Source organism: Micrococcus lylae NBRC 15355 (genome assembly GCF_001570885.1).
Classification (GTDB): Bacteria; Actinomycetota; Actinomycetes; order Actinomycetales; family Micrococcaceae; genus Micrococcus; species Micrococcus lylae.
On the sequence record NZ_BCSN01000024.1, the window covers coordinates 1 to 23,669 of the forward strand.

Sequence of the window (23,669 nt, forward strand, 5' to 3'; positions counted from 1 at the left end):
CCTCGCCCAGGTCGCCGAGACCTCGGACCCGGCCACCGTGCTCGAGGCCGTGCTGGAGCAGTCCGGCATGCTCGCCGCGCTGCGTGAGTCCGAGGACCTGCAGGACGAGTCCCGCGCGGACAACCTCGGCGAGCTCGTGGCCGTGGTGCGCTCCTTCTCCGCCTCGAACCCGGAGGGCACCCTCTCCGACTTCCTCGAGCAGGTCGCCCTCGTGGCGGACGCGGACCAGCTGCCGGCCGCGCCGGACGTGGAGGGCGAGGCGCTCGCCGAGCAGCAGGGTCAGGTCACCCTGATGACCCTGCACACCGCCAAGGGCCTCGAGTTCCCGGTGGTGTTCCTGACCGGCATGGAGCACGGCGTCTTCCCCCATTCGCGCTCCATGACGGATGAGAAGGAGATGGCCGAGGAGCGCCGCCTGGCCTATGTGGGCCTGACCCGCGCCCGCGAGCGCCTGCACGTGACCCGTGCCGAGGTCCGCTCGCTGTGGGGCCAGCACCAGTACAACCCTCCGAGCCAGTTCCTCGCCGAGATCCCCGAGGCCCTCATCGACTGGGAGCGTGAGGGCGCCGTCCGTCCCGGCGGCGCGCAGTTCGGCTCCATCACCTCGCTGGCAGGAGCCGGCACCTCCCGGTACGCCCAGCGCTTCGGCGGGTCCGGGGCCACCGGTTCCGGGCGCGGCTCGTCCGGCCGCGCCTCCTCGTACGGATCCGGCGCCTACGGCTCCGGAACCCGGAGGAACGACGACGGCCCCGCGCCGCGTGTGCGGCAGCGCCTCACCCGCGGAGACGAGGCGAAGGACCTCACGGTGCCGACGGGCGTCGTCCGCGGTGAGGCGCCGAGGCGCGTCAGCCCGCAGCGCGAGGTCGTGAAGCTGGCTCCCGGGGACCGGGTGCGGCACGCGACGTTCGGCGAGGGGTCGGTCGTCGGCGTCTCCGGCGAGGGGGACAAGACGGTGGCCACCGTGACCTTCGCGGAGACCGGCGCGCAGAAGCGCCTGCTGCTCCGGTACGCGCCGCTGGAGAAGGTCGACTGACCAGCGGCCGGGAGGCGGACCCTGGCCCGTGATGGCGGGGCAGGTTCTCGGTTAGAGTGGGTTCGGAACGGTTGCCCGCCGGCCGTCGCCGCCCTCGTGCGGGACGGGGCCGGCGGGGTACGTTCGCCCGGGCGGGCACGCCTGTGCCGCGCCGGGCCCACTGTCTTCGACGTAGAAGGACTCCGTAACCGTGGACCTGTACGAGTACCAGGCGCGCGATCTGTTCGAGAAGCACGGTGTCCCCGTGCTCGCCGGCATCGTGGCGCAGACCCCGGAAGAGGCCAAGGCGGCCGCTGAGAAGATCGGCGGCGTGACCGTCGTCAAGGCGCAGGTGAAGGTCGGTGGCCGCGGCAAGGCCGGCGGCGTGAAGGTCGCCAAGACCGCCGACGAGGCCTACGAGCACGCCAAGGCCATCCTGGGCATGGACATCAAGGGCCACACCGTCCACCAGGTCATGATCGCCCAGGGCGCCGACATCGCCGAGGAGTACTACTTCTCCGTGCTGCTGGACCGTGCCAACCGCACCTACCTGGCCATGTGCTCGGTCGAGGGCGGCATGGAGATCGAGCAGCTGGCGGAGGAGCGCCCCGAGGCCCTCGCCAAGGTGCCCGTCTCCGCCCTGACCGGCATCGACGCCGAGACCGCGCAGAAGATCGTGGACGAGGCCGGCTTCCCGGAGGAGCTGAAGTCCGAGGTCGCCGCCGTCATCCAGAAGCTGTGGGGCGTGTTCGACAAGGAGGACGCCACCCTCGTCGAGGTGAACCCGCTGGTCAAGACCGGCGACGGCAAGATCCTCGCCCTGGACGGCAAGGTGTCCCTGGACGACAACGCCGGCTTCCGCCAGGAGGGCCACGCCGCCCTCGTGGACGAGCGCACCGAGGACCCGCTCGAGGCCAAGGCCAAGGAGAACGACCTCAACTACGTGAAGCTCGACGGCCAGGTCGGCGTGATCGGCAACGGCGCGGGCCTCGTGATGTCCACCCTGGACGTCGTCGCCTACGCCGGGGAGAACCACGGCGGCGTGAAGCCGGCCAACTTCCTGGACATCGGTGGCGGCGCGAACGCCGAGGTCATGGCCAACGGCCTCGACGTCATCCTCGGTGACGAGCAGGTCAAGTCCGTGTTCGTGAACGTCTTCGGCGGCATCACCTCCTGCGACGCCGTCGCCAACGGCATCGTGAAGGCCCTGGAGATCCTGGGCGACACCGCCACCAAGCCGCTGGTCGTGCGCCTGGACGGCAACAACGTGGAGGAGGGCCGCCGCATCCTCGATGAGGCGAACCACCCGCTCGTGACCCTGGCCGCCACCATGGACGAGGGCGCCGACAAGGCCGCCGAGCTCGCCCACGCCGCCAACTGAGCTTCTCGGAAAGACTGAGGTAAGACTGACATGTCCATCTACCTGAACAAGGACTCCAAGGTCATCGTCCAGGGCATCACCGGCGGTGAGGGCACCAAGCACACCCGCCTGATGCTCAAGGCCGGCACCAACATCGTGGGCGGCGTGAACGCCCGCAAGGCCGGCACCACCGTGTCCCACGAGGACAAGGACGGCAACGCCGTCGAGCTCCCGGTCTTCGGCTCCGTCAAGGAGGCCATGGAGAAGACCGGCGCCGACGTGTCCGTGGCCTTCGTGCCGCCGGCCTTCGCCAAGGACGCCGCCATCGAGGCCATCGAGGCCGAGATCCCGCTGCTGGTGGTCATCACCGAGGGCATCCCGGTGCAGGACTCCGCCGAGTTCTTCGCCCTGTCCCAGTCCAAGACCGGTGAGGACGGCAAGCCGAAGACCCGCATCATCGGCCCGAACTGCCCCGGCATCATCACCCCGGGCGAGGCCCTGGCCGGCATCACCCCGGCCACCATCACCGGCTCCGGCCCGATCGGTCTGGTGTCCAAGTCCGGGACCCTGACCTACCAGATGATGTTCGAGCTGAACGACTTCGGCTTCTCCACCGCCATCGGCATCGGCGGCGACCCGGTCATCGGCACCACCCATATCGACGCCCTCGAGGCGTTCGAGGCCGACCCGGACACCAAGGCCATCGTGATGATCGGCGAGATCGGCGGCGACGCCGAGGAACGTGCCGCCGAGTTCATCAAGGCCAACGTGACCAAGCCGGTGGTCGGCTACGTCGCCGGCTTCACCGCCCCGGAGGGCAAGACCATGGGCCACGCCGGCGCCATCGTCTCCGGTTCCTCGGGCACCGCCCAGGCCAAGAAGGAGGCTCTGGAGGCCGCGGGCGTGAAGGTCGGCAAGACCCCGTCCGAGACCGCCGAGCTCATGCGTGAGATCATGAAGGGCCTGGCCTGACCCAGACCCTCGGCCGCCGGGCCTGACGGCGCGGCGAGTCAGCGAACGGCCCCCTCACCCGTCAGGGTGAGGGGGCCGTCGTCGTGGTGTGGTCCTGTGCGGTGGCGGCAGAGGCGGAGTCAGAGCCACTCGCGGCGGCGGGCGAACCGCGCCGCGTCATGGCGAGTGGAGGCCTGGGTCTTCTGCATGGCGCTGGAGAGGTAGTTGCGGACCGTGCCCTCCGCGAGGTGCAGCTGTTGGGCGATCCTGGCCACGGAGTACCCCTCGCTCGTGGCGCGCAGGGCGTCGAGCTCCCGGTCGGTGAGGGGACAGTCGTCCGAGATCGCCCGGGCCGTGGTGTCCGGATCGATCCATCGCTGCCCGCTGTGCACCTTGCGGATCGCGTCGGCGATCTCCTCCGGCTCCGCCGACTTGGTGACGAACCCGGCGACCCCGGCCTTCAGGGCCCGTCGGAGCACCCCGGGACGGGCGTGGCGGGTGAGCATCACCACCGGGAGATCGGGGTGGGTCTGGCGGAGCGCCTCGACGGCGGCGATGCCGTCCAGCCCGGGCATCTCCATGTCCGTCACCAGCATGTCGGGATCGATGCGGCGCACCGCCTCGACCGCCTCATCGCCGTCGGCTGCCACCTCCTCGACGCGGATGCCGCCCTCCATCTCCAGCAGAGTGGCCAGTGCTGTGCGCAGGAGCTTCTCGTCGTCCGCCAGAACGATCCTGATCTCGTTCACGTCGCCTCCTCCTCGTCCGCGTCCCATCGTGCCTCGAGGGTGAACCGTTCGTCGTCACAGGAGACGTCCAGGCGGCCTCCGACTCCCGCGAGGCGGGACCGGAGGTTGGCCAGCCCTCCCGTGTGGTCCTCGGCGGGGACACCGATCACACCGTCATTGGAGATCACCACGTGCCCGGGGGCGAGGCTGATCTCGACCCGACGGGCGTCGGAGTGACGCAGGATGTTGGTGGTCGCTTCCCGGATCACGACGCCGGCCACGTGCTCGAACTCTTTGCGTCGCGGGCCGCCGGCGTCGTCGGCGGTGACGGTGATGCCTGCAGCTTTGAGCAGCGCGACGGAGTTCGCGAGCTCACCGCGCAGGGTCAAGTCGTGCCCGTCCTGTGCCAGCGCCTTGGTCTCGGCCATGGTCCGGCGCAGGGTCTGCTGGGCCTCGTCGAGTTCCCGCCGGGCCGCGTCGGGGTCCGTGGACAGCAGCCGCTGGGCGACGGCGATCTTGAGCTTCACCACGTGCAGCGCATGGCCTTGGATGTCATGGAGGTCCTGGGAGAAGCGCAGCCGCTCGGCATCGACAGAGGCCGCCCGCTCCTGCTCCGCACGCTCGTCCTGCAGGCGCATGAGATCGAAGGAGGCCCGGGAGTCGGGGATGGTCACGCACGCGACGCCCGTCAGCAGGACGCCCATGCCGAGATAGACCCACAGGGCCTGGGGGTCGGTGACGACCACGAGAGCGCCGGCTGCTGCCCCGACGGTGAGCACCAGCAGGGTCACGACGGCCCTGGCCTGTCGGCTCCACATGACCTCGAGCGCACCGGGGAGGGCGAAGGCCAGTGCGCCGAGGGGAGTCAGCTCCCAGAGGGCGCCGAGAGCCCAGGTGAGGGTGCCCAGCGCGAGCACCGCCCAGCGAATCGGGGCGGCGACCTGCCGGTGCCACTGGGACAGCAGCCAGAGGCCGGCGATGAGGCCGGGTGCCAGCACGAGAGGAGGCCACGGCTCCACGGCCGACGTCAGGAGGGTGACGATGGCAGCGACGCCGAAGACTGCGAGCAGGACGAAGCTCGTCCTGCTGCGCAGTCTTCGCGTCTCCGATGTGTGCTCGGAGGTCATCGGCACTCCTGTTCAGTCAGTGCGTGGATCGGGTGCTCCTCAGGTGGCCGCCTGCCCCTGTCGCTCGACGGCCTTGTTGCTGGCCGAGAACGCCACAGCGGTCGCGACGACGGAGACGACCATGCCGACGATCAGCCAGGTGGCGTCGGCGGTGCCCCGTGCCGGGATCCAGGAAGTGATCTCAGAGGGCAGGATCTCAGGGATGGGCAGGTAGTGCAGCGTCAACATGATGCCGAATGCGGTGGCACAGAGGAGCAGGATGAATGCGATGGTCCGGATGGTCTTCATGGGAGCCTCCCGTGTCCAGGTCGATGGCTTGTACTCTTCTTCTCTCCGGTGGCCCCGATCCGCCGGGGGTGCCGCGGGACCGGAACGACATCCACCCTTCCGTCAGCGGTCCACCCTGCACCAGTGACGCAGCGTCACGCTTGCGCACCAACTCTGTCATGCCGCGCAGTGACGTGACCTCACTGCCGGGCAGGCAGTGCCCGTTGGTTGTGTGAGGGTCATGCAGAACACCACGCTTCGAACCACACCCGCCGCCCCCACTGCCGACGGCGTCCGTTCAGAGACGGTCGTCGAGATGAAGGACCTTCGCATCGACTACGGAGACTTCACCGCCGTCGACGGGGTCGACCTGGAGATCCGGCGCGGCGAGTTCCTTGGTCTGCTCGGCACCAACGGCGCCGGCAAGACCACGACCATCGAGGTGATGGAGGGACACCGGGCCCCGACCGCCGGCTCCGTCCGTTTCTTCGGGCAGGACCCGAGCAACCGGTCCCTCCGCAGCAGAGTGGGAATCATGCTCCAGGAGAGCGGATTCGCCCCGGATCTGACCGTGCGCGAGACCCTCGCGCTGATCGGTCGTCTGACCCGGCGGGACGACGACGTCGACCGTGTCCTGGACCTCGTGGACCTCCGCCGGCGTCGGGACACCCGGACCGGGCAGCTCTCCGGCGGTGAGAAGCGCCGCCTCGACTTCGCCACGGCGATCTTCGGCTCACCGGAGCTGATCTTCCTCGACGAGCCCACCACGGGGTTGGACATCGAGGCACGCGACGCCCTCTGGCACGTCGTAGACCGGCTGCGTGACGAGGGCGCGACGATCCTGCTCACCACGCACTACCTCGAGGAGGCCCAGGAGAGGGCTGACCGCATCGCGCTCATGCACAGCGGCCGCATCCATCGGCAGGGGACGGTCGCCGAGCTCACCTCGGCCTCCCCCTCGACCATCAGCTTCCGGCTGAGCCGTGAGCTCACCGTCCCGTTCGAGGACGCGACGATCGCGCCCGGCGGCGGGGTCACCATCCCCACCACGAACCTCCAGGAAGATCTGTACCGCCTCCTGGTGTGGTCCCGCTCCCGCGATGTGGAGCTCGAGGGCCTGAACGTCGGAGCCAAGGGACTCGAATCCCTCTTCCGCGCCCTGAACGCCTGATCTCACGTCCTCACGACCGACTCGACCACCACAAGAGGAGCCCGCAATGTTCGCCATCGCCCGCAGCGAGATGACACAGCTCGTCCGCAACCGCCTTGTCGCCGCCTCGTCGTTGTTCATCCCCCTCGCCTTCAGCGCGGTCCTGATCTTCAACCGCGAGAACTTCGGGGGTACCCCGGTGACGGCAGCTCTGATCCTGGTCACCGTGACCGCCATGGGCACTTACATCACGGCGACCACCACTCTGGCCTCCCGTCGCCAGAACCTGTTCCTGAAGCGTCTGAGGTCCACCGCGGCGAAAGACGCCTCCATCCTGAGCGGTCTCGTGCTGCCGGTCGCACTCGTGAATGTGATCCAGGCCGGCGTCATCGTCGCGGTTCTGTCTGCCGTGGGCACCCCTCCGGTGGGGGTCGCGGCCGTCGTGGCCGCCGTCGTCGTCCTGGAGTTGATGTTCGTGGGCGCAGCCATCGCGACGGCGGGTCTCACCAACTCCCCGGACCGCGCGCAGGTGACCACGCTGCCCCTGTTCGTGGTCGTCCTCGGCGCGGCCATGTGGGTCGGTCTGACGGGCACGGAGGAGCTCACCGCGGTCAAGCGCCTGCTCCCCGGCGGTGCCGTGACCGAGCTCATCATCGAGGGATGGAGCGGCATGGCCCTGCATGAGACCGTCAGCCTGCTGCTGCCGAGCCTGGCCTTCGTCGTTGCGGCCTTCGCCGCGGCGAAGAGCACGTTCCGGTGGGAGCCGCGGTCATGAGGCCCGCACGGCCGCCTTCCGCTCCCGGAATCCTCTCGACTCAGCGGCCCGCTCCTCGAGCATGTCCGGTGCGCGGCCAGGGCTGAAGCCGGCTGCGAAGCGCAGAGTGAGGGCAGGACACGGTGCGAAGCGCGCAGAGTGAGGGCAAGACACGGTGTTGAGATTGAAAAACGTGACCGTGTCGTATCCCCAAAGCGCGGGGTCTTATCCCCAAAGCGCGGGGTCTTATCCCCAAAACGCCAGGGCCTCAGGCCCAAGAGCCAGGAGGGCGGGTGCTCAGCCCACCTGGGCGCCGAAGAGCAGGCCCAGCACATAGGTGACGCCGGCGGCGCCGAAGCCGATGGCGAGCTGACGCAGCGCGCGGGCCATCGGGGAGGAACCAGAGAGCACGCCCACCACGCCGCCGGTGAACAGCAGAGCGCCGCCCACCAGCACCAGCGCGAGCACGAGGGCGGTCATACCGGCCAAGCCGAACAGGTACGGGAGGATCGGGATGAGCGCGCCCACGGCGAAGAAGCAGAAGGACGAACCGGCGGCGGTCCAGGCCGAGCCGATCTCCGCGTAGTCGTCGGAATGGTCCACCGGGCCCTTCGAGCCGTCCGGGCGGGCGGAGTACTTCGGGTTGCAGTCGCAGTTCAGGTAGCCGAGGCGCTCGAGGGCGCGGTGCTTGGCGTCCTCCTCGGACATCCCGCGGGCGAGGTAGACGAGTTCGAGCTCGTTGGCGTCGATGTCCAGGTACTCGGCGGCCTCCAGGGTCACGTGGGTGGGAGAGGATGCCTCCAGCAGTTCGCGCTGGGAGCGGACGGACACGAATTCCCCGGCCGCCATGGACAGGGCACCGGCCAGCAGGCCGGCCACACCGGTGAACAGCACCACGGAGGGTGCCACACCGGTGGCCCCGATGCCCATCACCAGGGCCAGGTTGGACACGAGGCCGTCATTGGCGCCGAACACGGCGGCACGGAAGGAGCCGGCCAGCTGCTCACGGCCCCGGGCGGCAAGGCCGCGCACGACCTCCTCGTGGATCGCCTCGTCCGCGGCCATGCCCTCCGGCACGTCCGAGTCCTTGGCGTAGGGGCTGTCCGACTCGGCGCGCTGGGCCAGGGCCAGCACGAACACGGAGCCGAAGATGCGGGCGAGCCACCGCAGCAGCAGACGGTGGAAGGAGGGCCGCGGCGGGTTCTCCGCGTGCTTCCCGAGCAGGGTGCGCCAGTGCTGTTCGTGGCGCTTCTCCGCCTCCGCCAGGCCGAGCAGGATCTCGCGCTCCACGCCGTGGCGGCGGGCGGCGATGTCCCGGTAGATCTGGCCTTCGGCGATCTCGTCCGCGAGGTAGCGGCGCCAGCGGCGGATCTGCTGGGGCGTGGGGGCCGCCGAAGCCGCGGCAGCGGTGGCGTCGGCGGAGTCCGGGCCGTCGGTGGACGTGGACATGCAGTCTCTCCTGGGGAGTCGCGGTGGGGCGCCGGGACCCGGCGCACGCGGTGCCTGTGGCGCGGTCTGTCCAGGCCGCGGGCACCGGTCCATCCTAGACCCGCGCCCTGCGTGCCCGACCTGCGTGCCCGCCCGGCGTGCGCGTACCTGGCTTGCGTGTCCTGGCCCGCCCGGCGTGCCCCTGCCGGAAGCCGGCCCAGGGCACCCCGCGCGCCCGTGCCCGGCAACCAGCGCCGCACCCGTTCCGTAAGCCAGCACCGGGCGCTCGTCCTGTCAGCCAGCGCCGGGCACCCGTCCTGTCAGCCGATCGCCTCGTCCGCCACACAGAGCGCCTCGTCCAGCACGTCCAGGCCGGTGTGCAGGTCCTCGTCCGTCATGTTCAGGGGAGGGGCCAGGTGGATGCGGTTGAAATTGGCGAACGGCAGCACGCCGCCGGCCTTCAGGGCGCCGACCACCCTGTTCATCTCCTCCGAGGACCCGCCGTAGGGTGCCAGCGGCTCCTTGGTCTGCCGGTCCTTCACCAGCTCCACGGCCCAGAAGGCTCCGAGGCCGCGGACGTCGCCCACGGACGGGTGCTTCTCCTTGATCTCGGCCAGGCGCGGGGCGAAGACCTCCTCACCCATCCGCTTCGCGTTCTCCACCATGCCCTCCTCGCGCATGGCGCCGATGGTGGCCACGGCGGCGGCGCAGGCCAGCGGGTGGCCGGAGTAGGTCAGCCCGCCGGGGTAGACGCGCTCGCCGAAGGTCGTGCGGATCGCCTCGGAGACGATGACGCCGCCGAGCGGGACGTAGCCGGAGTTGACGCCCTTGGCGAAGGTGATCAGGTCCGGGTCCAGGTCCCAGTGGTCCAGGGCGAACCAGGCGCCGGTGCGGCCGAAGCCGACCATGACCTCGTCCGCGATGAACATGATCCCGTGCCGCCGGCACAGCTCCCGGGCGCCGCGGAGGTATCCGGCCGGCGGGACGTAGACGCCGGCCGAGCCCGGCACGGTCTCCAGGATCAGCGCGGCGATGGTGCCCGGGCCCTCCAGCAGGATGGTGTGCTCCAGGTGCTCCAGCGCGCGCTCGGCCTCTTCCTCCTCGGTCTCGGCGTGGAAGTAGGAGCGGTACGGGTAGGAGGGCAGGAAGTGGACGGCGCCCTCGGTGGCGAGGTCGTTGGACCAGCGGCGTGGGTCCCCGGTGACGTTCACGGCCAGGTTCGTGCCGCCGTGGTAGCTGCGGTAGGCCGAGAGGACCTTGTGGCGGCCGGTGTGCAGGCGGGCCATGCGGATGGCGTGCTCGTTGGCGTCCGCACCGGCGTTGGTGAAGAACACGTGCTCCATGCCCTCCGGGGCCAGCTCGGCGACGAGCCGTGCGGCCTCGGATCGGGCGTCGTTCACGTGGGCCGGGGCGATGGTGCAGATCTTCGCGGCCTGCTCCTGGATCGCCTTCACCACGGCCGGGTGCTGGTGCCCGATGTTCGTGTTGACCATCTGCGAGGAGAAGTCGAGCATGCGGTGCCCCTCGCCGTCCCAGACGGCTGAGCCCTCGGCGGCCACCACGGTCATGGGGTTCAGCGTGTCCTGGGCGGACCAGGAGTGGAACACGTGGGCGCGGTCCAGTTCGGCGGCGCGGCGGCCGGCGGCCTTCAGCTCCTCGGTGACGGGTCCGGTGGTCGGTGACATGGGTCCTCCTTTGTGCGGGGCGGTCCAGGCACGAGTATGACCCTGATCACGTCCGCCCGGGCAGAGGTGACCGTTCCTCGGACAGGGGAGGGGCCGTCGTCGGGAAGGAGGATGCTTCTCGACGACGGCCCCTCGCCTCACGGACGGAGCCTCACCGGCCGCCGGGCACGCTGCTGCACGCAACCTGATCTGCAGACGGCGGCGGCTCGTGCCTGCGCGCTCAGCGGGCGATCATGCCGTGGGGGTCGATGATGAACTTGTCCACGGAACCCTGGTCGAACTCCGCATAGGCCTGGGGCGCCTCGTCCAGGGTGATCACGCGCGGGTTGACCATGTCTGTCAGGTACGGCATCCGGTCCCACAGGATCGACATCATCAGCTGACGGTTGTAGCGCATGATGGGCGCCTGGCCGGCGATGATGTGGGGCGACTTGATCCAGGCCTTGCCGAAGTCCACCGGGAAGGTGCCCTCCTGCTCGGCCTTCGTCTCCGCGATCGGGTCCGGCCCGTAGATGCCGAGGATGCCCGTGGCACCGCCCGGACGGGTGATGTCCAGGACCTGGTTCACGGCGGCGATCGGCTGCATCTCATCTGACGCGGAGCCCAGGCCGTGGGCCTCGGAGCCGACGCAGTCCACCGCGCAGTCCACCATCGGCTCGCCGAGGATGTCGTTCACGGCGTCCTGCAGGTTCTCCGTGGTGGACAGGTCAATGGTCTCGCAGCCGTGCTTGCGCACCAGCTCCAGCCGGGAGGCGTCCTGGTCGCCCACGATGATGCACGAGGCGCCCAGCAGCCGAGCGGCGGCCGCGGCGCACCGGCCCACGGGGCCGGCACCGGCGATGTAGACGGTGGAGCCGGGCTTGGCGCCGGCCTCCATGAGACCGTGGAACGCCGTGGGGAGGATGTCCGAGAGCACGGCCAGATCCAGGATCTTCTCCATCGCCTGCTCCTGGTCCGGGAAGCGCAGCAGCTGGAAGTCGGCATACGGCACGAACAGGTACTCGGCCTGTCCGCCCTGGAAGTCGCCCAGATTGAAGCCGTAGGCGGCGCACGCCTGCTCCGGATTGGCGGTTTCACACACCTCGGTGCGGCCGGCGCGGCAGTTGCGGCAGCGGCCGCAGGCCACGTTGAACGGCACGGAGACGAGGTCGCCCTCCTTCAGGAACTGGACGTCGCTGCCGACCTCCAGCACCTGGCCGGTCATCTCGTGACCCAGCACCATGCCCTCGGGCACGGGGAAGGACCCGCGGTAGATGTGCAGGTCGCTGCCGCAGATGTTGGTGGCGACGATCTTGAGGATGACGCCGTGCGGGGCGGCGGAGCCGTCAGGCATCTGCAGGGTGGGGAAGTCCAGCTCGTCGACGCGCACGTCCTTGATGCCGTGGAATGCCACGGCGCGATTCTTGGTCGTCATGGGAACTGCTGCCTTTCTGTCTACAGCGGGGCCCCGGCGGGGCGAGGGACGGGGCGAACCCGACGGGGAGTCCCGGTCCCAGGCTGTACGCGAACACTAGGGGGCGGGCGGAGGCCGACGGAAGGGTTCCGCACCGCTGGCCGGGGCCGACGACGACGTGCCGCCGGTGTGTTGCCGACCACATGGCGGGGGTCTACGGTAAACAGGTGTTGCTCGACGGGCAACACGCGGCCCGAGCCACGCACGATGCGGGCTTGCGCTGGAACAAGGACGGGTGCGTAGACGCCACCGACGCGAGGAAGGAGCGCGATGAAGGTCCTCCCTCTCGAGGCCGCGCCGGACCAGGCGCTGATCGGCCGCCGGCTGCGCGCCCTGCGCGAGGCACGGCGGCTCACGGTCGCCCAGCTGGCCGAGGCGGCCGGCGTCAGCAAGGGCTTCCTCTCCCGGCTCGAGCGGGATCTGACGAGTCCGTCCGTCAGCACGCTCATCACCCTGTGCCAGGTGCTCGGCGCGAGCCCGGGCGAGGTCCTGGACGCACCCGAGGTGACGGTCGTGCGCCTGTCCGACGCCCCCGCGGTCAGCCTCGGCGGCGAGGGCATCCGGGAGCGCCTGATCACCCCGCGCGGCCGCCGCGACCTGCAGATCCTGCGCGCTGACATCGCGCCGCGCGGCCGCGGGGAGGCGGAGCTGTACACGGTGGACTGCCGTGTGGAGGCGGTGCACGTGGTCACCGGCCGCCTCGAGCTGCGGACCACCGAGGCCGTGCACCTGTTGGAGGAGGGGGACACCGTCACCTTCTCCGGCCGCGAGCCTCACTCGTGGGCCAACCCGGACGACCGTCCCGCCGTCGTGCTGTGGACCCTCGTGGGCCACGCCTGACCCCTCCCGGCGCCCCCGCCGGAGAGACCAGACGGACCCGATCGACCAGACCAGACCGAACCAGGCAAGACCAGACCGAACCGAACCACCCAGAGAGGACATCCAGATGCTCGAGATCCCCCGCGTCGAGGAGAACGGCCGCCTCGGCCCCGTGAACTCCGCCCTCGTGCCCCGCTTCGGCGGCGCCCCCACCTACGCCCTGCTGCCGCGCCTGGACGAGGCGCAGGCCGCCGGCATCGACCCGGAGATCAAGGTGGTCGGCGTGCCGTTCGACGCCGGCGTCTCCTACCGCCCGGGCGCCCGCTTCGGCTCCGGCCACGTCCGCCAGTCCTCCCGCCTGCTGCGCCCGTACAACCCCGCCACGGACACCTCCCCGTTCGCCCAGGCCCAGGTGGTGGACGCCGGGGACATGGCCGTGAACCCCTTCAACATCAACGAGGCCATCGAGATGATCCAGCAGGACGCCATGGACCTCACCGAGGACGGCTCCTCGCTGATGACCATCGGCGGCGACCACACCATCGCCCTGCCGCTGCTGCGCGCCGCCTCCGCCCGCGCCGGCGAGCCGGTGGCCCTGCTGCACTTCGACGCCCACCTGGACACCTGGGACACCTACTTCGGCGCCGAGTACACCCACGGCACCCCGTTCCGCCGTGCGGTGGAGGAGGGCATCCTGGACACCGAGGCGATCTCCCACGTCGGCACCCGCGGCCCGCTGTACGGCAAGAAGGACCTGGACGAGGACCACCGTCTCGGCTTCGGCATCGTCACCTCCTCCGACGTCTTCAGGAAGGGTGTGGACGAGGTCGTGGACGCCCTGCGCCAGCGCATCGGCGACCGCCCGCTGTACATCTCCGTGGACATCGACGTGTTGGACCCGGCCCACGCCCCGGGCACCGGCACCCCGGAGGCCGGCGGCATGACCTCCCGCGAGCTGCTGGAGATCCTGCGCGGCCTGCGCGGCATGAACCTCGTCGGTGCCGACGTGGTGGAGGTCGCCCCGGCCTATGACCACGCCGAGATCACCGGTGTGGCCGCCTCCCACGTCGCCTATGACCTGATCACCCTGATGGCCGACCGTCGTGCCGAGCAGGCACAGGAGGAGACCGCATGAGCGCCGCAGACGCCCCGCGCCGCAACGGCGGGGATCTTGCCGTCGAGACCCTCAGCGCGCTCGGCGCACGCACCGTGTTCGGCATCCCGGGCCAGCATGCCCTGGGCCTGTTCGATGCCCTGTCCCGCTCCTCGCTGGAGTTCGTCTCCAACCGCGTGGAGAACAATGCCGCGTTCGCCGCGGACGGCTACGCCCGCGCCACCGGCGAGGTCGGTGTGCTGTTCCTGTCCACCGGCCCCGGCGCCCTGACCTCCCTGGCCGGACTGCAGGAGGCCTACGCCACGGGCGTTCCCATGGTGGTCATCGCCTCCCAGATCCCGCTCTCGGGCCTGGGCGCACGCCGCAAGGGCATGATCCACCAGCTGGACGACCAGAAGGCCTCGGCCAAGAACGTCACCAAGGCCCAGCACACCGTCCACCACGCCTCCGGCATCCCCTCGGCCATCCAGGACGCCTGGGCTGAGGCCATCACCGTGCCCCAGGGGCCGGTGTGGGTGGAGATCCCGCAGGACGTGCTGCTCGGCGAGGTCCAGGTCCCGCCGGTGCGCGACGCGCTCGCCGTGCCCTACGAGCACCCGCCGCGCGCGGAGCTCGTGGAGGAGGCCGCCCGCTGGCTCGGCGGCGCCGAGAAGGTCGCGGTCGTCGCCGGCGGCGGTGTGCGCCGCTCCGGCCGTGAGGCGATGGAGTCCCTGAAGCAGGTCGCCGAGCATCTGCAGGCCCCGGTGGTCTGCTCGCCCGGCGGCAACACCGCGTTCCCCTGGGAGCACCCGCTGTCCCTGGGCGCGTGGGTGGAGGACCGCTACGTGACCGAGGTCCTGGAGGAGGCTGATGTTCTCCTGGTGGTCGGTTCGTCCCTGGGGGAGGTCACCTCGAACTACTTCACCCTGGAGCCGCGCGGCCGTCTGATCCAGATCGACGCGGAGCCGCGCGTGCTGGAGACCAACCACCCGACCCTCGGCATCCGTGCGGACGCCGGTTCGGCCTTGGCGGCACTGGCCGCGGCCCTGCGCGGCGAAACGCTCGAGCCGCACCCGTACCTCGAGGGGCTCAACGTCCTGGGCATGAAGTCGATCTCCACCGAGCTCGCCGTGCCGGCACGCGAGGCCGACGCCGCCGCCTGGGACGGGAAGTCCGCCCGGCAGAAGGTGGCCGAGGTCAACGCCCGCGTGACCGCCCGCCTGGACGCCCAGGACCTGAGCCGTGAGCGGCAGTTCATGGAGGACATCCGCGCCGCCGTGCCGGAGTCCATGCAGACCTTCTGGGACATGACGATCGCCGCGTACTGGGGCTGGAACTGCTGGGACGCCCGGTCCGGGCAGTTCCACTCCGCGCAGGGCGCCGGCGGCCTCGGCTACGGCTTCCCCGCCGCCTTCGGCGGTGCGCTCGGGCTGGCACAGCAGGGCAAGACCGGCATCGACGGCCGCGTGCTGGCCGTGGCCGGCGACGGCTCCTCGATGTACTCCATCGCCGAGCTCGCCGCTGCTCGGCAGCACAACGCCGCGGTCACCTGGCTGATCATCGACGACGGCGGCTACGGCATCCTCCGCGAGTACATGGAGGGCGCCTTCGGCCAGGCCACTGCCACCGAGCTGGACCGCCCGGACTTCGCGAAGCTGGCCGAGTCCTTCGGCATCCCGGCCGAGACCGTGGCCGTGGAGGACGTCCGCGAGGCGCTCGAGCGGAACTTCGCCGTCGAGGGCCCGAACGTGGTGGTCGTGCAGACCACGCTCGCCATGTGGGCCCCGAGCCACCTCGGCGAGGCCCCGGAGGTGCCGGTGGCCTGACGCCGGACGCCTACGTTCTGCCGCCCCCGCCACGCCTTCCGGCTGCGGGGGCGGCAGGGCGTGGGGTGCAGAGTGCATCGGTGTCACGTCCAGGAACTTTCGAAGGATTATCCTGCTCTGCTCCTGTAGGAGCACCGGAACAGTCCAGGTGCTGCGCGCAGACTGAAGTCCACGACTTCCCATGAAAGGACCCTGCCATGACAGCGCGCCGCCCCTTCCCCTCCGCCTCCGAGGGCACCGCCCCTGATCCCTCTGAGGCGGCGAAGCGCTTCGAGGGGCGCCTGTTGCACCGGCAGGGCGAAGACGTCGAGGACCAGGGTGCCGCCTTCGACATCGGCACGGTGGTGACCCGCCGCAATGCCCTCGGCGTGTTCGGTGCCGGTGCCGGCGCCCTGCTGCTCGCAGCCTGCGGAGCCGGAGCCTCCGAATCCTCGTCGTCGGGGTCGTCCTCCTCGTCCGCTGCGGCATCGTCCTCCACCTCGGGTGCCGCCGCGTCCTCTGCCTCCGGGAAGGACTACACCGAGATGAACACGGAGACCGCAGGCCCCTACCCCGCAGACGGCTCGAACGGGCCGGATGTGCTGGAGGAGTCCGGCATCGAGCGTGCGGACCTGACCTCCAGCATCGACAGCGGCGACGCGGTGGACGGTGTGCCGCTGACGCTGACCCTGAACGTGATCGACATGGCGGAGGACAACGCGCCCATGACGGGGGCGGCGGTCTACATCTGGCACTGCGACGCCGAGGGCCGCTATTCCATGTACTCCGACGGAGTCACGGACGCCACGTGGCTGCGCGGCGTCCAGGTGGTGGGCGACGACGGCACCGTCACCTTCACCACGATCATCCCGGGCTGCTATGCCGGCCGATGGCCGCACATCCACTTCGAGGTGTTCCCGGACAAGGCGTCCATCACGGACGCCACCCATGCGGTGCTCACCTCGCAGATCGCCCTGCCCAAGGAGGCCTGTGACGCCGTGTATGCCGAGTCTGCGTACACCGGGTCCGCAGAGAATCTGGCCAACGTGTCCCTCGATACGGACAACGTCTTCTCCGACGGGTATGACCAGCAGCTGGTCGCTCTCACCGGCTCGGTCTCCCAGGGCTATACCGGCACCGTGGACGTGCCGATCGACACCACCACCGAGCAGCAGGAGCCGTCCATGGGCGGTGGGCAGGGCGAGGGCGGCCCCGGTGGTCCCGGCCAGCAGGGCGGCCCCGGTGGTGCCGGCGGCCAGGGCGGCCCCGCCGGTGCCGGTGGCCAGGGCGGAACCCCGCCTCAGCCGCCGACCGACTGAGGCCCGGCCGGGGCGGCCGCCCGGACCTCCCGCGGCTCGGCGGCCGCCCTGCCGTCCGGGAGCAGGCACCTGTGCCCTCCTCTAGGCTGTCTGTATGACTGAGACCCCCGCCACATCCTCCTGCGGAGTCGCCCTCGGCGGTCAAGGCCGGGCCACGGGTACGGACCCCTCCTCGGCCTCCGCCCAGAGGTCCTCCGCGTCCACCGTCCGCGGCGCCGATGCCGTGGTCCTGGGCCACGGCCTGGCCGGGCTGGTGGCCACGGTGGAGCTGCTGGAGGCCGGCCGCCGCGTGGTGCTGGTGGACCAGGAGCGCGCCACGGACCTCGGCGGCCAGGCGTACTGGTCCTTCGGCGGCCTGTTCCTGGTGGACTCGCCGGAGCAGCGCCGGCTGGGCGTGAAGGACTCCGTGGAGCTGGCCTGGTCCGACTGGCAGGCCACCGCCGGCTTCACCGGCCCGGAGGACGCCCTCCCCAAGGCCTGGGCGGAGGCCTACGTGCACTTCGCCCACCAGGAGAAGCGGGCGTGGCTGCGCGAGCGCGGCCACCGGCTGTTCCCGGTGGTCGGCTGGGCCGAGCGCAAGGTCCCGGCTCCGGGGGTGGGCGGCAACTCCGTGCCGCGCTTCCACATCAGCTGGGGCACCGGCCCGGGGGTGGTGGAGCCGTTCTCCCGCGTGGTGGAGCAGGCCGCCTTCGACGGCCGCCTCACCTATCTGCCCCGCCACCGCGTCACCGAGCTGCTCACCTCCGGCGGTGCCGTCACCGGCGTGGCCGGCCGGGTCCTGGCGGACGACGACGGCGCCCGCGGCACCGCCTCGAACCGCACCGTGGTGGGGGACTTCCGGATCGAGTCCGCGGCCGTGGTGGTGGCCACCGGAGGCGTGGGGGCGGACCATGAGCGGGTCCGGGAGGTCTGGCCGGACCGCCTCGGCCCGGCCCCGCAGGACATGCTCTCCGGCGTGCCCGCCTATGTGGACGGTTCCGGCATCACGGTGGCCGAGCGGGCCGGGGCCCGCCTGCTGCACCCGGACCGCATGTGGCACTACACCGAGGGCATCAAGAACTGGGATCCGATCTGGCCCGGCCACGGCATCCGCATCCTGCCCGGCCCGTCCTCGCTCTGGCTGGACGCCACCGGCCGGCGTCTGCCGCACCCGCGCTGGCCCGGCTTCGACACCCTCGGCACCCTCGGTGAGCTGCGCGGCGCCTCGGCCTCGGCACCGCAGGGCGTCCGCACGGACCCGGCCGGCGAGCACTCCTGGTTCGTGCTGAACCACAGGATCATCGGCAAGGAGTTCGCCCTGTCCGGGTCGGAGCAGAACCCGGATCTGACCGGCCGCTCCGTCCGCCAGGTCCTCGGCCGCGTCACCCAGGACATGCCGGGCCCGGTGCGCGACTTCCTGGAGAAGGGAGAGGACTTCGTCACCGCGGACACCGTCGGTGAGCTCGTGGCGAAGATGAACGCCCTGGTCCCGGAGGGGCCGAGGGTGGACGAAGCCGCCGTGCAGGCCGCCGTCGCCCAGCACGAGGCCGGCGCCGAGCGCCCCGGTGCGGACCCGCAGCTGGACGAGGTCCGCGCGGCCCGGAGGTACCTCGGGGACAAGCTGATCCGCACCGTGCCCCCGCACCGTCTGACCGATCCGAAGGCCGGCCCGCTGATCGCCGTGCGCCTGCACACCCTGACCCGCAAGACCCTCGGCGGCCTGCACACGGACCTGCACTCCCGTGCCTTGGACGCCGGCGGCCAGGTCATCCCGGGCCTGTATGCCGCGGGTGAGGCGGCCGGCTTCGGCGGCGGAGGCATGCACGGCTTCCGTGCGCTGGAGGGCACCTTCCTCGGCGGCTGCCTGTTCTCCGGCCGCACCGCCGGCAGGTCCGTGGCCGCCGAGACTGCCTGAGCCCGGCCTCCTTCACACGCAAGTTCACACGCAAGGCCCCGGTGAGCCTGTGCTCACCGGGGCCTTGCTGGTGTCTGGCGGATCAGTCGCTCGGCTGGGTGCCGTCGCGCTCCGGGTGGGTGCCGAAGGCGAAGTGGCGGCCGGTCACGGAGGTGATGTCGATCTCCACGTAGAAGTCCTTGAGGGTGGGGACCCACGGGGCGATGCAGAGGGACTCGGCGTGGGCGATCTCCGCCTCGGTCTCCAGCCGGCGGGCGGTGCCGCGGGCCAGGACGGACCAGGCCTGGTCCGAGAGGATGCCGTCCGCCTGCAGCACCACGCTCGGGTTGATGGTCAGCTCGGCGAGCTTGGAGCCCGGCGCCGTGCGGAAGTAGGCCTTGCCCTCGCCCCAGGCGACGTTCACGGGCACGATGTCCGGCTCCCCGTTCACGGCCAGGCCGAGGCGGGCATGCTGGGTGCGGCGCAGCAGCTTCCAGCACTGCTCCTCGGACAGGACCAGAACGGGCTCCCCGTCGGCGTGCTCGAACATCATCGGCGAACCCGACTCGCGGGCGACGTTCATCATGGACGGCTTGTCGGTGTCAGTCATGCGGGGACCTCCTCGCTGCCTGTTCCCAGGCGATCTGGTTCCTCTCCCCAGTCTAGGTCCCGGCGGTGAGCCGCGTCCGGATGATGTCGTCCAGGACCCGCAGGGCTGTGGGGGCGCTCCGGCCCGGGGCCAGGGCCAGGGCGAACGGGGTCGTGTGGTCCCCGCCGACCCAGGTGCCGCCGGCGGCGCGCAGCAGGTGCACGCCGGCGGCCACGTCCCACGGCTTCGTGTCCACGTAGAGGGCCGCGTCTGCCCAGCCGGCCGCCGTGTACGCCAGCTCCAGAGCGCCGGAGACCGTCCGCCGGACCGTGGCGTAGGTGCGCACCAGCTCGCCGAACCGCTCCAGCGCCGCGGACCCCTCCAGGGCCAGGGCCTCGCCGGCAGGGTAGGAGGTCACCAGGTTCAGGCCGTGCTCGCCGAGTGCCGCGTCCGGGGCCGGGCGGGCCGCCTCGGCCAGGGGACGTTCGTCCGTCACGACGACGGCACCGACCTGGCGCGCGTCGCTCGCCTTCTCGGGGCTGTCGGGGCAGGGTGGGGCAGCGGTGTTGGGGGAGGGCAGCCGGAGGGCGGCGAGCCAGGCGCCGGTGTCGTCCGAGGAGAACACCTGCCCCGCGGCCGGATCCGCGATCGCCGCGGCGACGAGCTCGCCGTCCACCTCCGCGGCGATCGAGACGGAGAACATCGCGAAGCCGTGCGTGAAGTTCGAGGTGCCGTCGATCGGGTCCACGATCCACCGCAGCGGATGGTCCGGGTCCCCGTGGGCGCCGGTCTCCTCGCCGAGGACCTGCGACCCCGGGACGGCGTCCGTCAGGGCGCGCACCAGTGCGGCCTCGGTGGCGCGGTCGTACTCGGTGACCAGGTCGTGGTGGTTGGTCTTCAGGCTCGGGTGGGCGGCCGTCGTCGGGACACAGGGGCCGGCGCGGAAGGCGGCCCGCAGGGCCGGCACGCACCCGGCGGCGGCGTCCACGGCGACCCGCCGCAGGACGGCGGGGGAGGGGGTGGAGGGCAGGTCGCGGGCCATGCGTCCACAGTAGTGAGACGTCGCACGAACGCGTGCACGCGCGGGCGCACTGTGAGATTCTTGGAGACTGTGGTCCGTCTCCGCCGAGGGCGGCCGCGCCCTCGTCCGTGCCGGAGCATCGCCCCGCGCGGGCGTTCCGTCCCCCGCACGTGAGGAGCGTCCCCTTGCCTCGTCCGGTCAACAAGTCTGCGGCCTACTATCCAGGTCTGGACGGTCTCAGGACGATCGCCGTGGGCCTCGTGGTCGCCTACCACATCGGCGTGCCCGGAACGAGCGGCGGCCTGCTCGGCGTCGGCGTCTTCTTCACGCTGTCCGGCTTCCTCATCACCATGCTCCTGCTCAACCGCTGGGAGAAGCACGGGGACCTGGACCTCAGGCACTTCTGGATCCGCCGCTTCCGCCGCCTGCTGCCGGCGGTGGTGCTGCTGCTGATCGTGGTGATGGTGGCCACCATGGTCGTCCACCCGGACAAGCTCGGGGACCGCGGCGAACAGGCGTTCTTCGCCCTGATCTACGTGGCGAACTGGCACACGATCTTCACCGGCGGCTCCTACTTCGAGCAGTTCGACGGGCCCTCCCCGCTGGACCACCTGTGGTCCCTGGCGGTGGAGGAGCAGTTCTACGTGGTGTGGCCGCTGCTGCTGCTCGGCATGCTCACCCTGTTCAAGGCCAAGAAGGACGGCGAGGGCACCGGGGCCGCGTTCGCGAAGGCCGCCGTGACCACCTTCGTGCTGGGCGCGCTCTCCTTCGTCCTGCTGGCGATGCTGGCCGACCCGACCGGCGACTCCACCCGCGCCTACGAGGGCACCGACACCCGCGCCGGCGGCCTGCTCTGGGGCGCCGTGCTGGCGATGCTGTGGCGGCCGAAGAAGGTCGCGAAGATCCAATCCGAGAAGGCCCTGTGGACCCTGGACATCCTGGGTGCGCTCGGCGTGGCCGGCATCCTCTACCTGGCCGCCACCACCGACCAGCTGGACCACAGCCTCTACACCTGGGGCATCGCCGCGCTGACGGTCTCCACGATCCTCGTGCTGATGCCGCTGATCCACGCCCAGTCCTGGACCAACCGGGTCCTCGGCATCGCGCCGCTGCGCTGGATCGGCGAGCGGTCCTACGGCATCTACCTGTGGCACATGCCTGTGGTCGCGTTCCTGCCGGAGCGCACCCTGTACGGCCAGGACGTGTGGCGCGGCCTGGTGGTCGTGGCGCTGACCGTGGTGTTGGCGGAGCTGTCCTGGCGGTTCGTGGAGGACCCGATCCGCCGGCACGGCTTCCTTCCGCTGATCACCGGCAAGGCCCAGCGCAAGGCCCGTGCCCAGCGCGCCGAGGTGTCTGAGGGCGACGTCCGTGCCTCCCGCGCCCAGGTGGAGCAGACCCCGGTGCCGAAGGTCGCCGGCCGCGGCGTGCTGGCCGCCGGATCCGTGGGCGTGACACTCCTGGCGATCGGCGCGATGGTCGGCATCGCCGCGTTGCCGCAGAAGTCCGTGGTGGAGATCGCCCGGGAGGAGCAGGCGAAGCAGGCCGAGACCTCCGCCGGGGAACCGGACGGCGAGGGTGCCGTGGCGTCGCCGACGCCGACGAAGCCCGTGGCCCGCCCCGCCGCGACCGAGACGTCCTGTGAGACCGTGGTCCACATCGGTGACTCCACGTCCATCGGCCCGTCCAACAACTCCCTGACCATGGTGAAAGACCCGGCCAAGCGCATCACCGCCCAGTACGAGGCCGTGGGCGTGCAGACCGTCGTCGAAGAGGTGGCCGGAGGCCGCTCCATGATCGAGACCCTCGAGCCGTCCGAGCTCAACCCCGGTGAGAAGGGCACCAACGCCCCGGACACCATGCGCGAGCACGCCGGCGAACTCGGCGAGAACGGCTGCTGGGTGGTCAACGTGGGCCTCAACGACGCCGCGAACATGGCCAGCCAGGACGACTTCTCCAGCACCGAAAAGCGCATCGCCGGCGTGATGGAGGCCTCCGAGGGCAAGCCCGTCCTCTGGGTCAACGGCATCACCATGCCGTGGACCAACAACCCGCACTACGCCAACGAGAACATCCAGAAGCTCAACGCGTCCCTGGTGGAGGCCACCGACCGGTACGACAACCTGCGCATCTACGACTGGTCCGCCGACGCCACCCCGCACCCCGAGTGGTTCCTGGAGAACGACGCGAACCACAACAACGCCGAGGGCTCCGAGGCCAAGGCCGAGCACATGGCCAAGGCCCTGGTGGCGGCGTTCCCGAAGGACGAGGACCCGGTGAAGGAGAAGGTCGTCCGCGTCGAATGACCCGCCCCCCTGGCACTTTCGTTCGGGAAACCGTCGAGTCCCGGTGCGCTTTCGTTCGGGAAACGGTCGAGTTCCAGGGCGCTTTCGCTGACGAAACGGGAGGCGCCCGGACGGGGACAGCCGAGACGATCAAGGGCGGGACGAGCTGCAGCTCGTCCCGCCCTTGCGTGCTTTCCGGCCAACTCAGAGCAACGTCAGCTGGGCGACCCAGAGACCGTAGGTCTGGGTGCTCGTCGTCTTGCCCTTGGCGTTCTTCTCCGTCGCCAGGATGTCCTCGACGAAGGCGAATCCGAATGCCTCCAGCAACCTCTGCGCTGGCACGTTGGACTGATGAACCACGGCCTGCACCAGCACCTCGGACGGCGCCGAGCCATCGACGTGGCCCGTGGCGTCGTCCGCGACGCAGTCGAGGGCCTCTGCGAGGACTTCATTGCCAAGCCGGGATCCCTGGTTCTCGAACGCGACGGCCATGAAATCGACTGTGTAGATCAGATGTCTTCCTGACGCATCGGCAGAGGCAACCGGTCCGCTGACGACGGTGACTCCCAGGAGGGCTCCCTCAGGCTCGGCGTATCCGAGCCTCATCCGCTTGTGTCGATTGCGCGCGAAGTTCCACCGGCGTAGAGACCTCTGGACTTCGAGCGCCCATGGCATGGAGTGGACCTTCTGCCGCCGAAACCTGTCGAAGGTCGTCCCGTTGGGATCGGCGCACGTGAAGGTCTTCAGATCACGATGGTGCCGTGTACTGCCTTCGACCCATTTCATAGCGCCGGCAGCAGAAGGTCAGGAGCTCCGGAGCTTTGAGGAATCCACCGAGGGCGCCGCGGCGCGCAGTCGCTGAACGTAGGCAGGGTCCGAAAGTCGAGCGTGGGCGACCCTGAGGGCCTGCGAATATGCGGTCTTCTGCTCAGCGCGCTTGCGCTGGATCTTGC

The 23,669-nt window shown here is 70.7% G+C and carries 20 protein-coding genes; 11 read left to right on the forward strand and 9 right to left on the reverse strand.

Annotated elements, in window-relative coordinates; all coding sequences use genetic code 11:
• From MLY01S_RS06485 to sucD, 3 genes are all read left to right on the forward strand, one after another.
• On the forward strand, positions 1-1,033 hold a 1,033-nt coding region (locus MLY01S_RS06485), incomplete at its 5' end, for a 3'-5' exonuclease (RefSeq protein WP_169795140.1).
• Between the two features lie 190 nt (positions 1,034-1,223).
• Complete coding sequence (sucC, locus tag MLY01S_RS06490; RefSeq protein WP_067190441.1) at positions 1,224-2,393, forward strand: ADP-forming succinate--CoA ligase subunit beta; 1,170 nt, start codon at positions 1,224-1,226, stop codon at positions 2,391-2,393.
• Between the two features lie 30 nt (positions 2,394-2,423).
• Positions 2,424-3,344: a succinate--CoA ligase subunit alpha gene (sucD, locus tag MLY01S_RS06495; protein WP_067190443.1), complete on the forward strand. Its 921-nt coding sequence runs from the start codon at positions 2,424-2,426 to the stop codon at positions 3,342-3,344.
• A gap of 119 nt (positions 3,345-3,463) precedes the next feature.
• On the opposite strand, the gene MLY01S_RS06500 is transcribed toward sucD, so the two are convergent.
• The 3 genes from MLY01S_RS06500 to MLY01S_RS06510 are packed head-to-tail and all read right to left on the reverse strand — an operon-like array spanning position 3,464 to position 5,466.
• Entirely contained in the window at positions 3,464-4,072 is a 609-nt protein-coding gene (locus MLY01S_RS06500; protein ID WP_255218011.1) for a response regulator transcription factor, read from the reverse strand.
• A complete protein-coding gene (locus MLY01S_RS06505) occupies positions 4,069-5,178 on the reverse strand; it encodes a histidine kinase (RefSeq protein WP_067190447.1) in 1,110 nt (369 codons plus the stop codon). Before MLY01S_RS06505 ends, MLY01S_RS06500 begins: the two co-directional genes overlap by 4 nt.
• 39 nt (positions 5,179-5,217) lie before the next feature.
• A complete protein-coding gene (locus MLY01S_RS06510; protein ID WP_067190449.1) occupies positions 5,218-5,466 on the reverse strand; it encodes a hypothetical protein in 249 nt (82 codons plus the stop codon).
• A 220-nt stretch (positions 5,467-5,686) separates the two neighbouring features.
• On the opposite strand from MLY01S_RS06510, the gene MLY01S_RS06515 reads away from it, so the two are divergent.
• Both MLY01S_RS06515 and MLY01S_RS06520 read left to right on the forward strand, forming a co-directional pair.
• On the forward strand, positions 5,687-6,616 hold the full coding sequence (locus MLY01S_RS06515) for an ABC transporter ATP-binding protein (RefSeq protein WP_067190451.1): 930 nt from the start codon (positions 5,687-5,689) through the stop codon (positions 6,614-6,616).
• 46 nt (positions 6,617-6,662) lie between these two features.
• The gene (locus MLY01S_RS06520) at positions 6,663-7,370 is read left to right on the forward strand and encodes an ABC transporter permease (RefSeq protein ID WP_067190453.1); all 708 of its coding nucleotides are present in this window, start codon (positions 6,663-6,665) and stop codon (positions 7,368-7,370) included.
• 276 nt (positions 7,371-7,646) lie between these two features.
• On the opposite strand, the gene MLY01S_RS06525 is transcribed toward MLY01S_RS06520, so the two are convergent.
• From MLY01S_RS06525 to MLY01S_RS06535, 3 genes are all read right to left on the reverse strand, one after another.
• Positions 7,647-8,798: a VIT1/CCC1 transporter family protein gene (locus MLY01S_RS06525; RefSeq protein WP_067190455.1), complete on the reverse strand. Its 1,152-nt coding sequence runs from the start codon at positions 8,796-8,798 to the stop codon at positions 7,647-7,649.
• A gap of 299 nt (positions 8,799-9,097) precedes the next feature.
• Positions 9,098-10,462, reverse strand: coding sequence for an aspartate aminotransferase family protein (locus tag MLY01S_RS06530; protein ID WP_067190457.1), 1,365 nt, complete (start codon positions 10,460-10,462; stop codon positions 9,098-9,100).
• Between the two features lie 220 nt (positions 10,463-10,682).
• Entirely contained in the window at positions 10,683-11,876 is a 1,194-nt protein-coding gene (locus MLY01S_RS06535; protein ID WP_067190459.1) for an alcohol dehydrogenase catalytic domain-containing protein, read from the reverse strand.
• Between the two features lie 309 nt (positions 11,877-12,185).
• On the opposite strand from MLY01S_RS06535, the gene MLY01S_RS06540 reads away from it, so the two are divergent.
• The 5 genes from MLY01S_RS06540 to MLY01S_RS06560 all read left to right on the forward strand — a co-directional run bounded on the left by MLY01S_RS06540 (position 12,186) and on the right by MLY01S_RS06560 (position 18,845).
• Entirely contained in the window at positions 12,186-12,755 is a 570-nt protein-coding gene (locus MLY01S_RS06540; protein ID WP_067190461.1) for an XRE family transcriptional regulator, read from the forward strand.
• A gap of 106 nt (positions 12,756-12,861) precedes the next feature.
• Entirely contained in the window at positions 12,862-13,869 is a 1,008-nt protein-coding gene (speB, locus tag MLY01S_RS06545) for an agmatinase (RefSeq protein WP_067190463.1), read from the forward strand.
• Positions 13,866-15,653 (forward strand): thiamine pyrophosphate-binding protein, encoded by a 1,788-nt coding sequence (locus MLY01S_RS06550; RefSeq protein ID WP_067190465.1) that lies wholly within the window; start codon positions 13,866-13,868, stop codon positions 15,651-15,653. The genes speB and MLY01S_RS06550 overlap by 4 nt, the downstream gene beginning before the upstream one ends.
• A gap of 197 nt (positions 15,654-15,850) precedes the next feature.
• On the forward strand, positions 15,851-16,951 hold the full coding sequence (locus MLY01S_RS06555; RefSeq protein ID WP_067190467.1) for an intradiol ring-cleavage dioxygenase: 1,101 nt from the start codon (positions 15,851-15,853) through the stop codon (positions 16,949-16,951).
• A gap of 94 nt (positions 16,952-17,045) precedes the next feature.
• On the forward strand, positions 17,046-18,845 hold the full coding sequence (locus MLY01S_RS06560) for an FAD-binding dehydrogenase (protein ID WP_082739802.1): 1,800 nt from the start codon (positions 17,046-17,048) through the stop codon (positions 18,843-18,845).
• Between the two features lie 82 nt (positions 18,846-18,927).
• Here MLY01S_RS06560 and MLY01S_RS06565 read toward each other — a convergent pair whose 3' ends face one another.
• Together MLY01S_RS06565 and MLY01S_RS06570 are read right to left on the reverse strand one after the other, a co-directional pair.
• Complete coding sequence (locus MLY01S_RS06565) at positions 18,928-19,434, reverse strand: pyridoxamine 5'-phosphate oxidase family protein (RefSeq protein ID WP_371327621.1); 507 nt, start codon at positions 19,432-19,434, stop codon at positions 18,928-18,930.
• A gap of 52 nt (positions 19,435-19,486) precedes the next feature.
• Entirely contained in the window at positions 19,487-20,455 is a 969-nt protein-coding gene (locus MLY01S_RS06570; RefSeq protein ID WP_067190471.1) for an inositol monophosphatase family protein, read from the reverse strand.
• A 164-nt stretch (positions 20,456-20,619) separates the two neighbouring features.
• Between MLY01S_RS06570 and MLY01S_RS06575 the strand changes: the two genes are divergently transcribed.
• The gene (locus MLY01S_RS06575) at positions 20,620-22,737 is read left to right on the forward strand and encodes an acyltransferase family protein (protein WP_167635512.1); all 2,118 of its coding nucleotides are present in this window, start codon (positions 20,620-20,622) and stop codon (positions 22,735-22,737) included.
• A 183-nt stretch (positions 22,738-22,920) separates the two neighbouring features.
• On the opposite strand, the gene MLY01S_RS12410 is transcribed toward MLY01S_RS06575, so the two are convergent.
• Positions 22,921-23,391 carry a hypothetical protein gene (locus tag MLY01S_RS12410; protein ID WP_135103347.1) on the reverse strand — a complete coding sequence of 157 codons (471 nt, stop codon included), beginning with the start codon at positions 23,389-23,391 and terminating at the stop codon, positions 22,921-22,923.
• Between the last annotated feature and the right edge of the window lie 278 nt (positions 23,392-23,669).

Coding starts and splice junctions, on each gene's coding strand:
- sucD (WP_067190443.1), top strand. CDS start 2,424: ATGTCCATCTACCTGAACAAGGACTCCAAGGTCATCGTCCAGGGCATC.
- MLY01S_RS06505 (WP_067190447.1), bottom strand. CDS start 5,178: ATGACCTCCGAGCACACATCGGAGACGCGAAGACTGCGCAGCAGGACG.
- MLY01S_RS06510 (WP_067190449.1), bottom strand. CDS start 5,466: ATGAAGACCATCCGGACCATCGCATTCATCCTGCTCCTCTGTGCCACC.
- MLY01S_RS06515 (WP_067190451.1), top strand. CDS start 5,687: ATGCAGAACACCACGCTTCGAACCACACCCGCCGCCCCCACTGCCGAC.
- MLY01S_RS06520 (WP_067190453.1), top strand. CDS start 6,663: ATGTTCGCCATCGCCCGCAGCGAGATGACACAGCTCGTCCGCAACCGC.
- MLY01S_RS06525 (WP_067190455.1), bottom strand. CDS start 8,798: ATGTCCACGTCCACCGACGGCCCGGACTCCGCCGACGCCACCGCTGCC.
- MLY01S_RS06530 (WP_067190457.1), bottom strand. CDS start 10,462: ATGTCACCGACCACCGGACCCGTCACCGAGGAGCTGAAGGCCGCCGGC.
- MLY01S_RS06535 (WP_067190459.1), bottom strand. CDS start 11,876: ATGACGACCAAGAATCGCGCCGTGGCATTCCACGGCATCAAGGACGTG.
- MLY01S_RS06540 (WP_067190461.1), top strand. CDS start 12,186: ATGAAGGTCCTCCCTCTCGAGGCCGCGCCGGACCAGGCGCTGATCGGC.
- speB (WP_067190463.1), top strand. CDS start 12,862: ATGCTCGAGATCCCCCGCGTCGAGGAGAACGGCCGCCTCGGCCCCGTG.
- MLY01S_RS06550 (WP_067190465.1), top strand. CDS start 13,866: ATGAGCGCCGCAGACGCCCCGCGCCGCAACGGCGGGGATCTTGCCGTC.
- MLY01S_RS06555 (WP_067190467.1), top strand. CDS start 15,851: ATGACAGCGCGCCGCCCCTTCCCCTCCGCCTCCGAGGGCACCGCCCCT.
- MLY01S_RS06560 (WP_082739802.1), top strand. CDS start 17,046: ATGACTGAGACCCCCGCCACATCCTCCTGCGGAGTCGCCCTCGGCGGT.
- MLY01S_RS06565 (WP_371327621.1), bottom strand. CDS start 19,434: ATGACTGACACCGACAAGCCGTCCATGATGAACGTCGCCCGCGAGTCG.
- MLY01S_RS06570 (WP_067190471.1), bottom strand. CDS start 20,455: ATGGCCCGCGACCTGCCCTCCACCCCCTCCCCCGCCGTCCTGCGGCGG.
- MLY01S_RS12410 (WP_135103347.1), bottom strand. CDS start 23,391: ATGCCATGGGCGCTCGAAGTCCAGAGGTCTCTACGCCGGTGGAACTTC.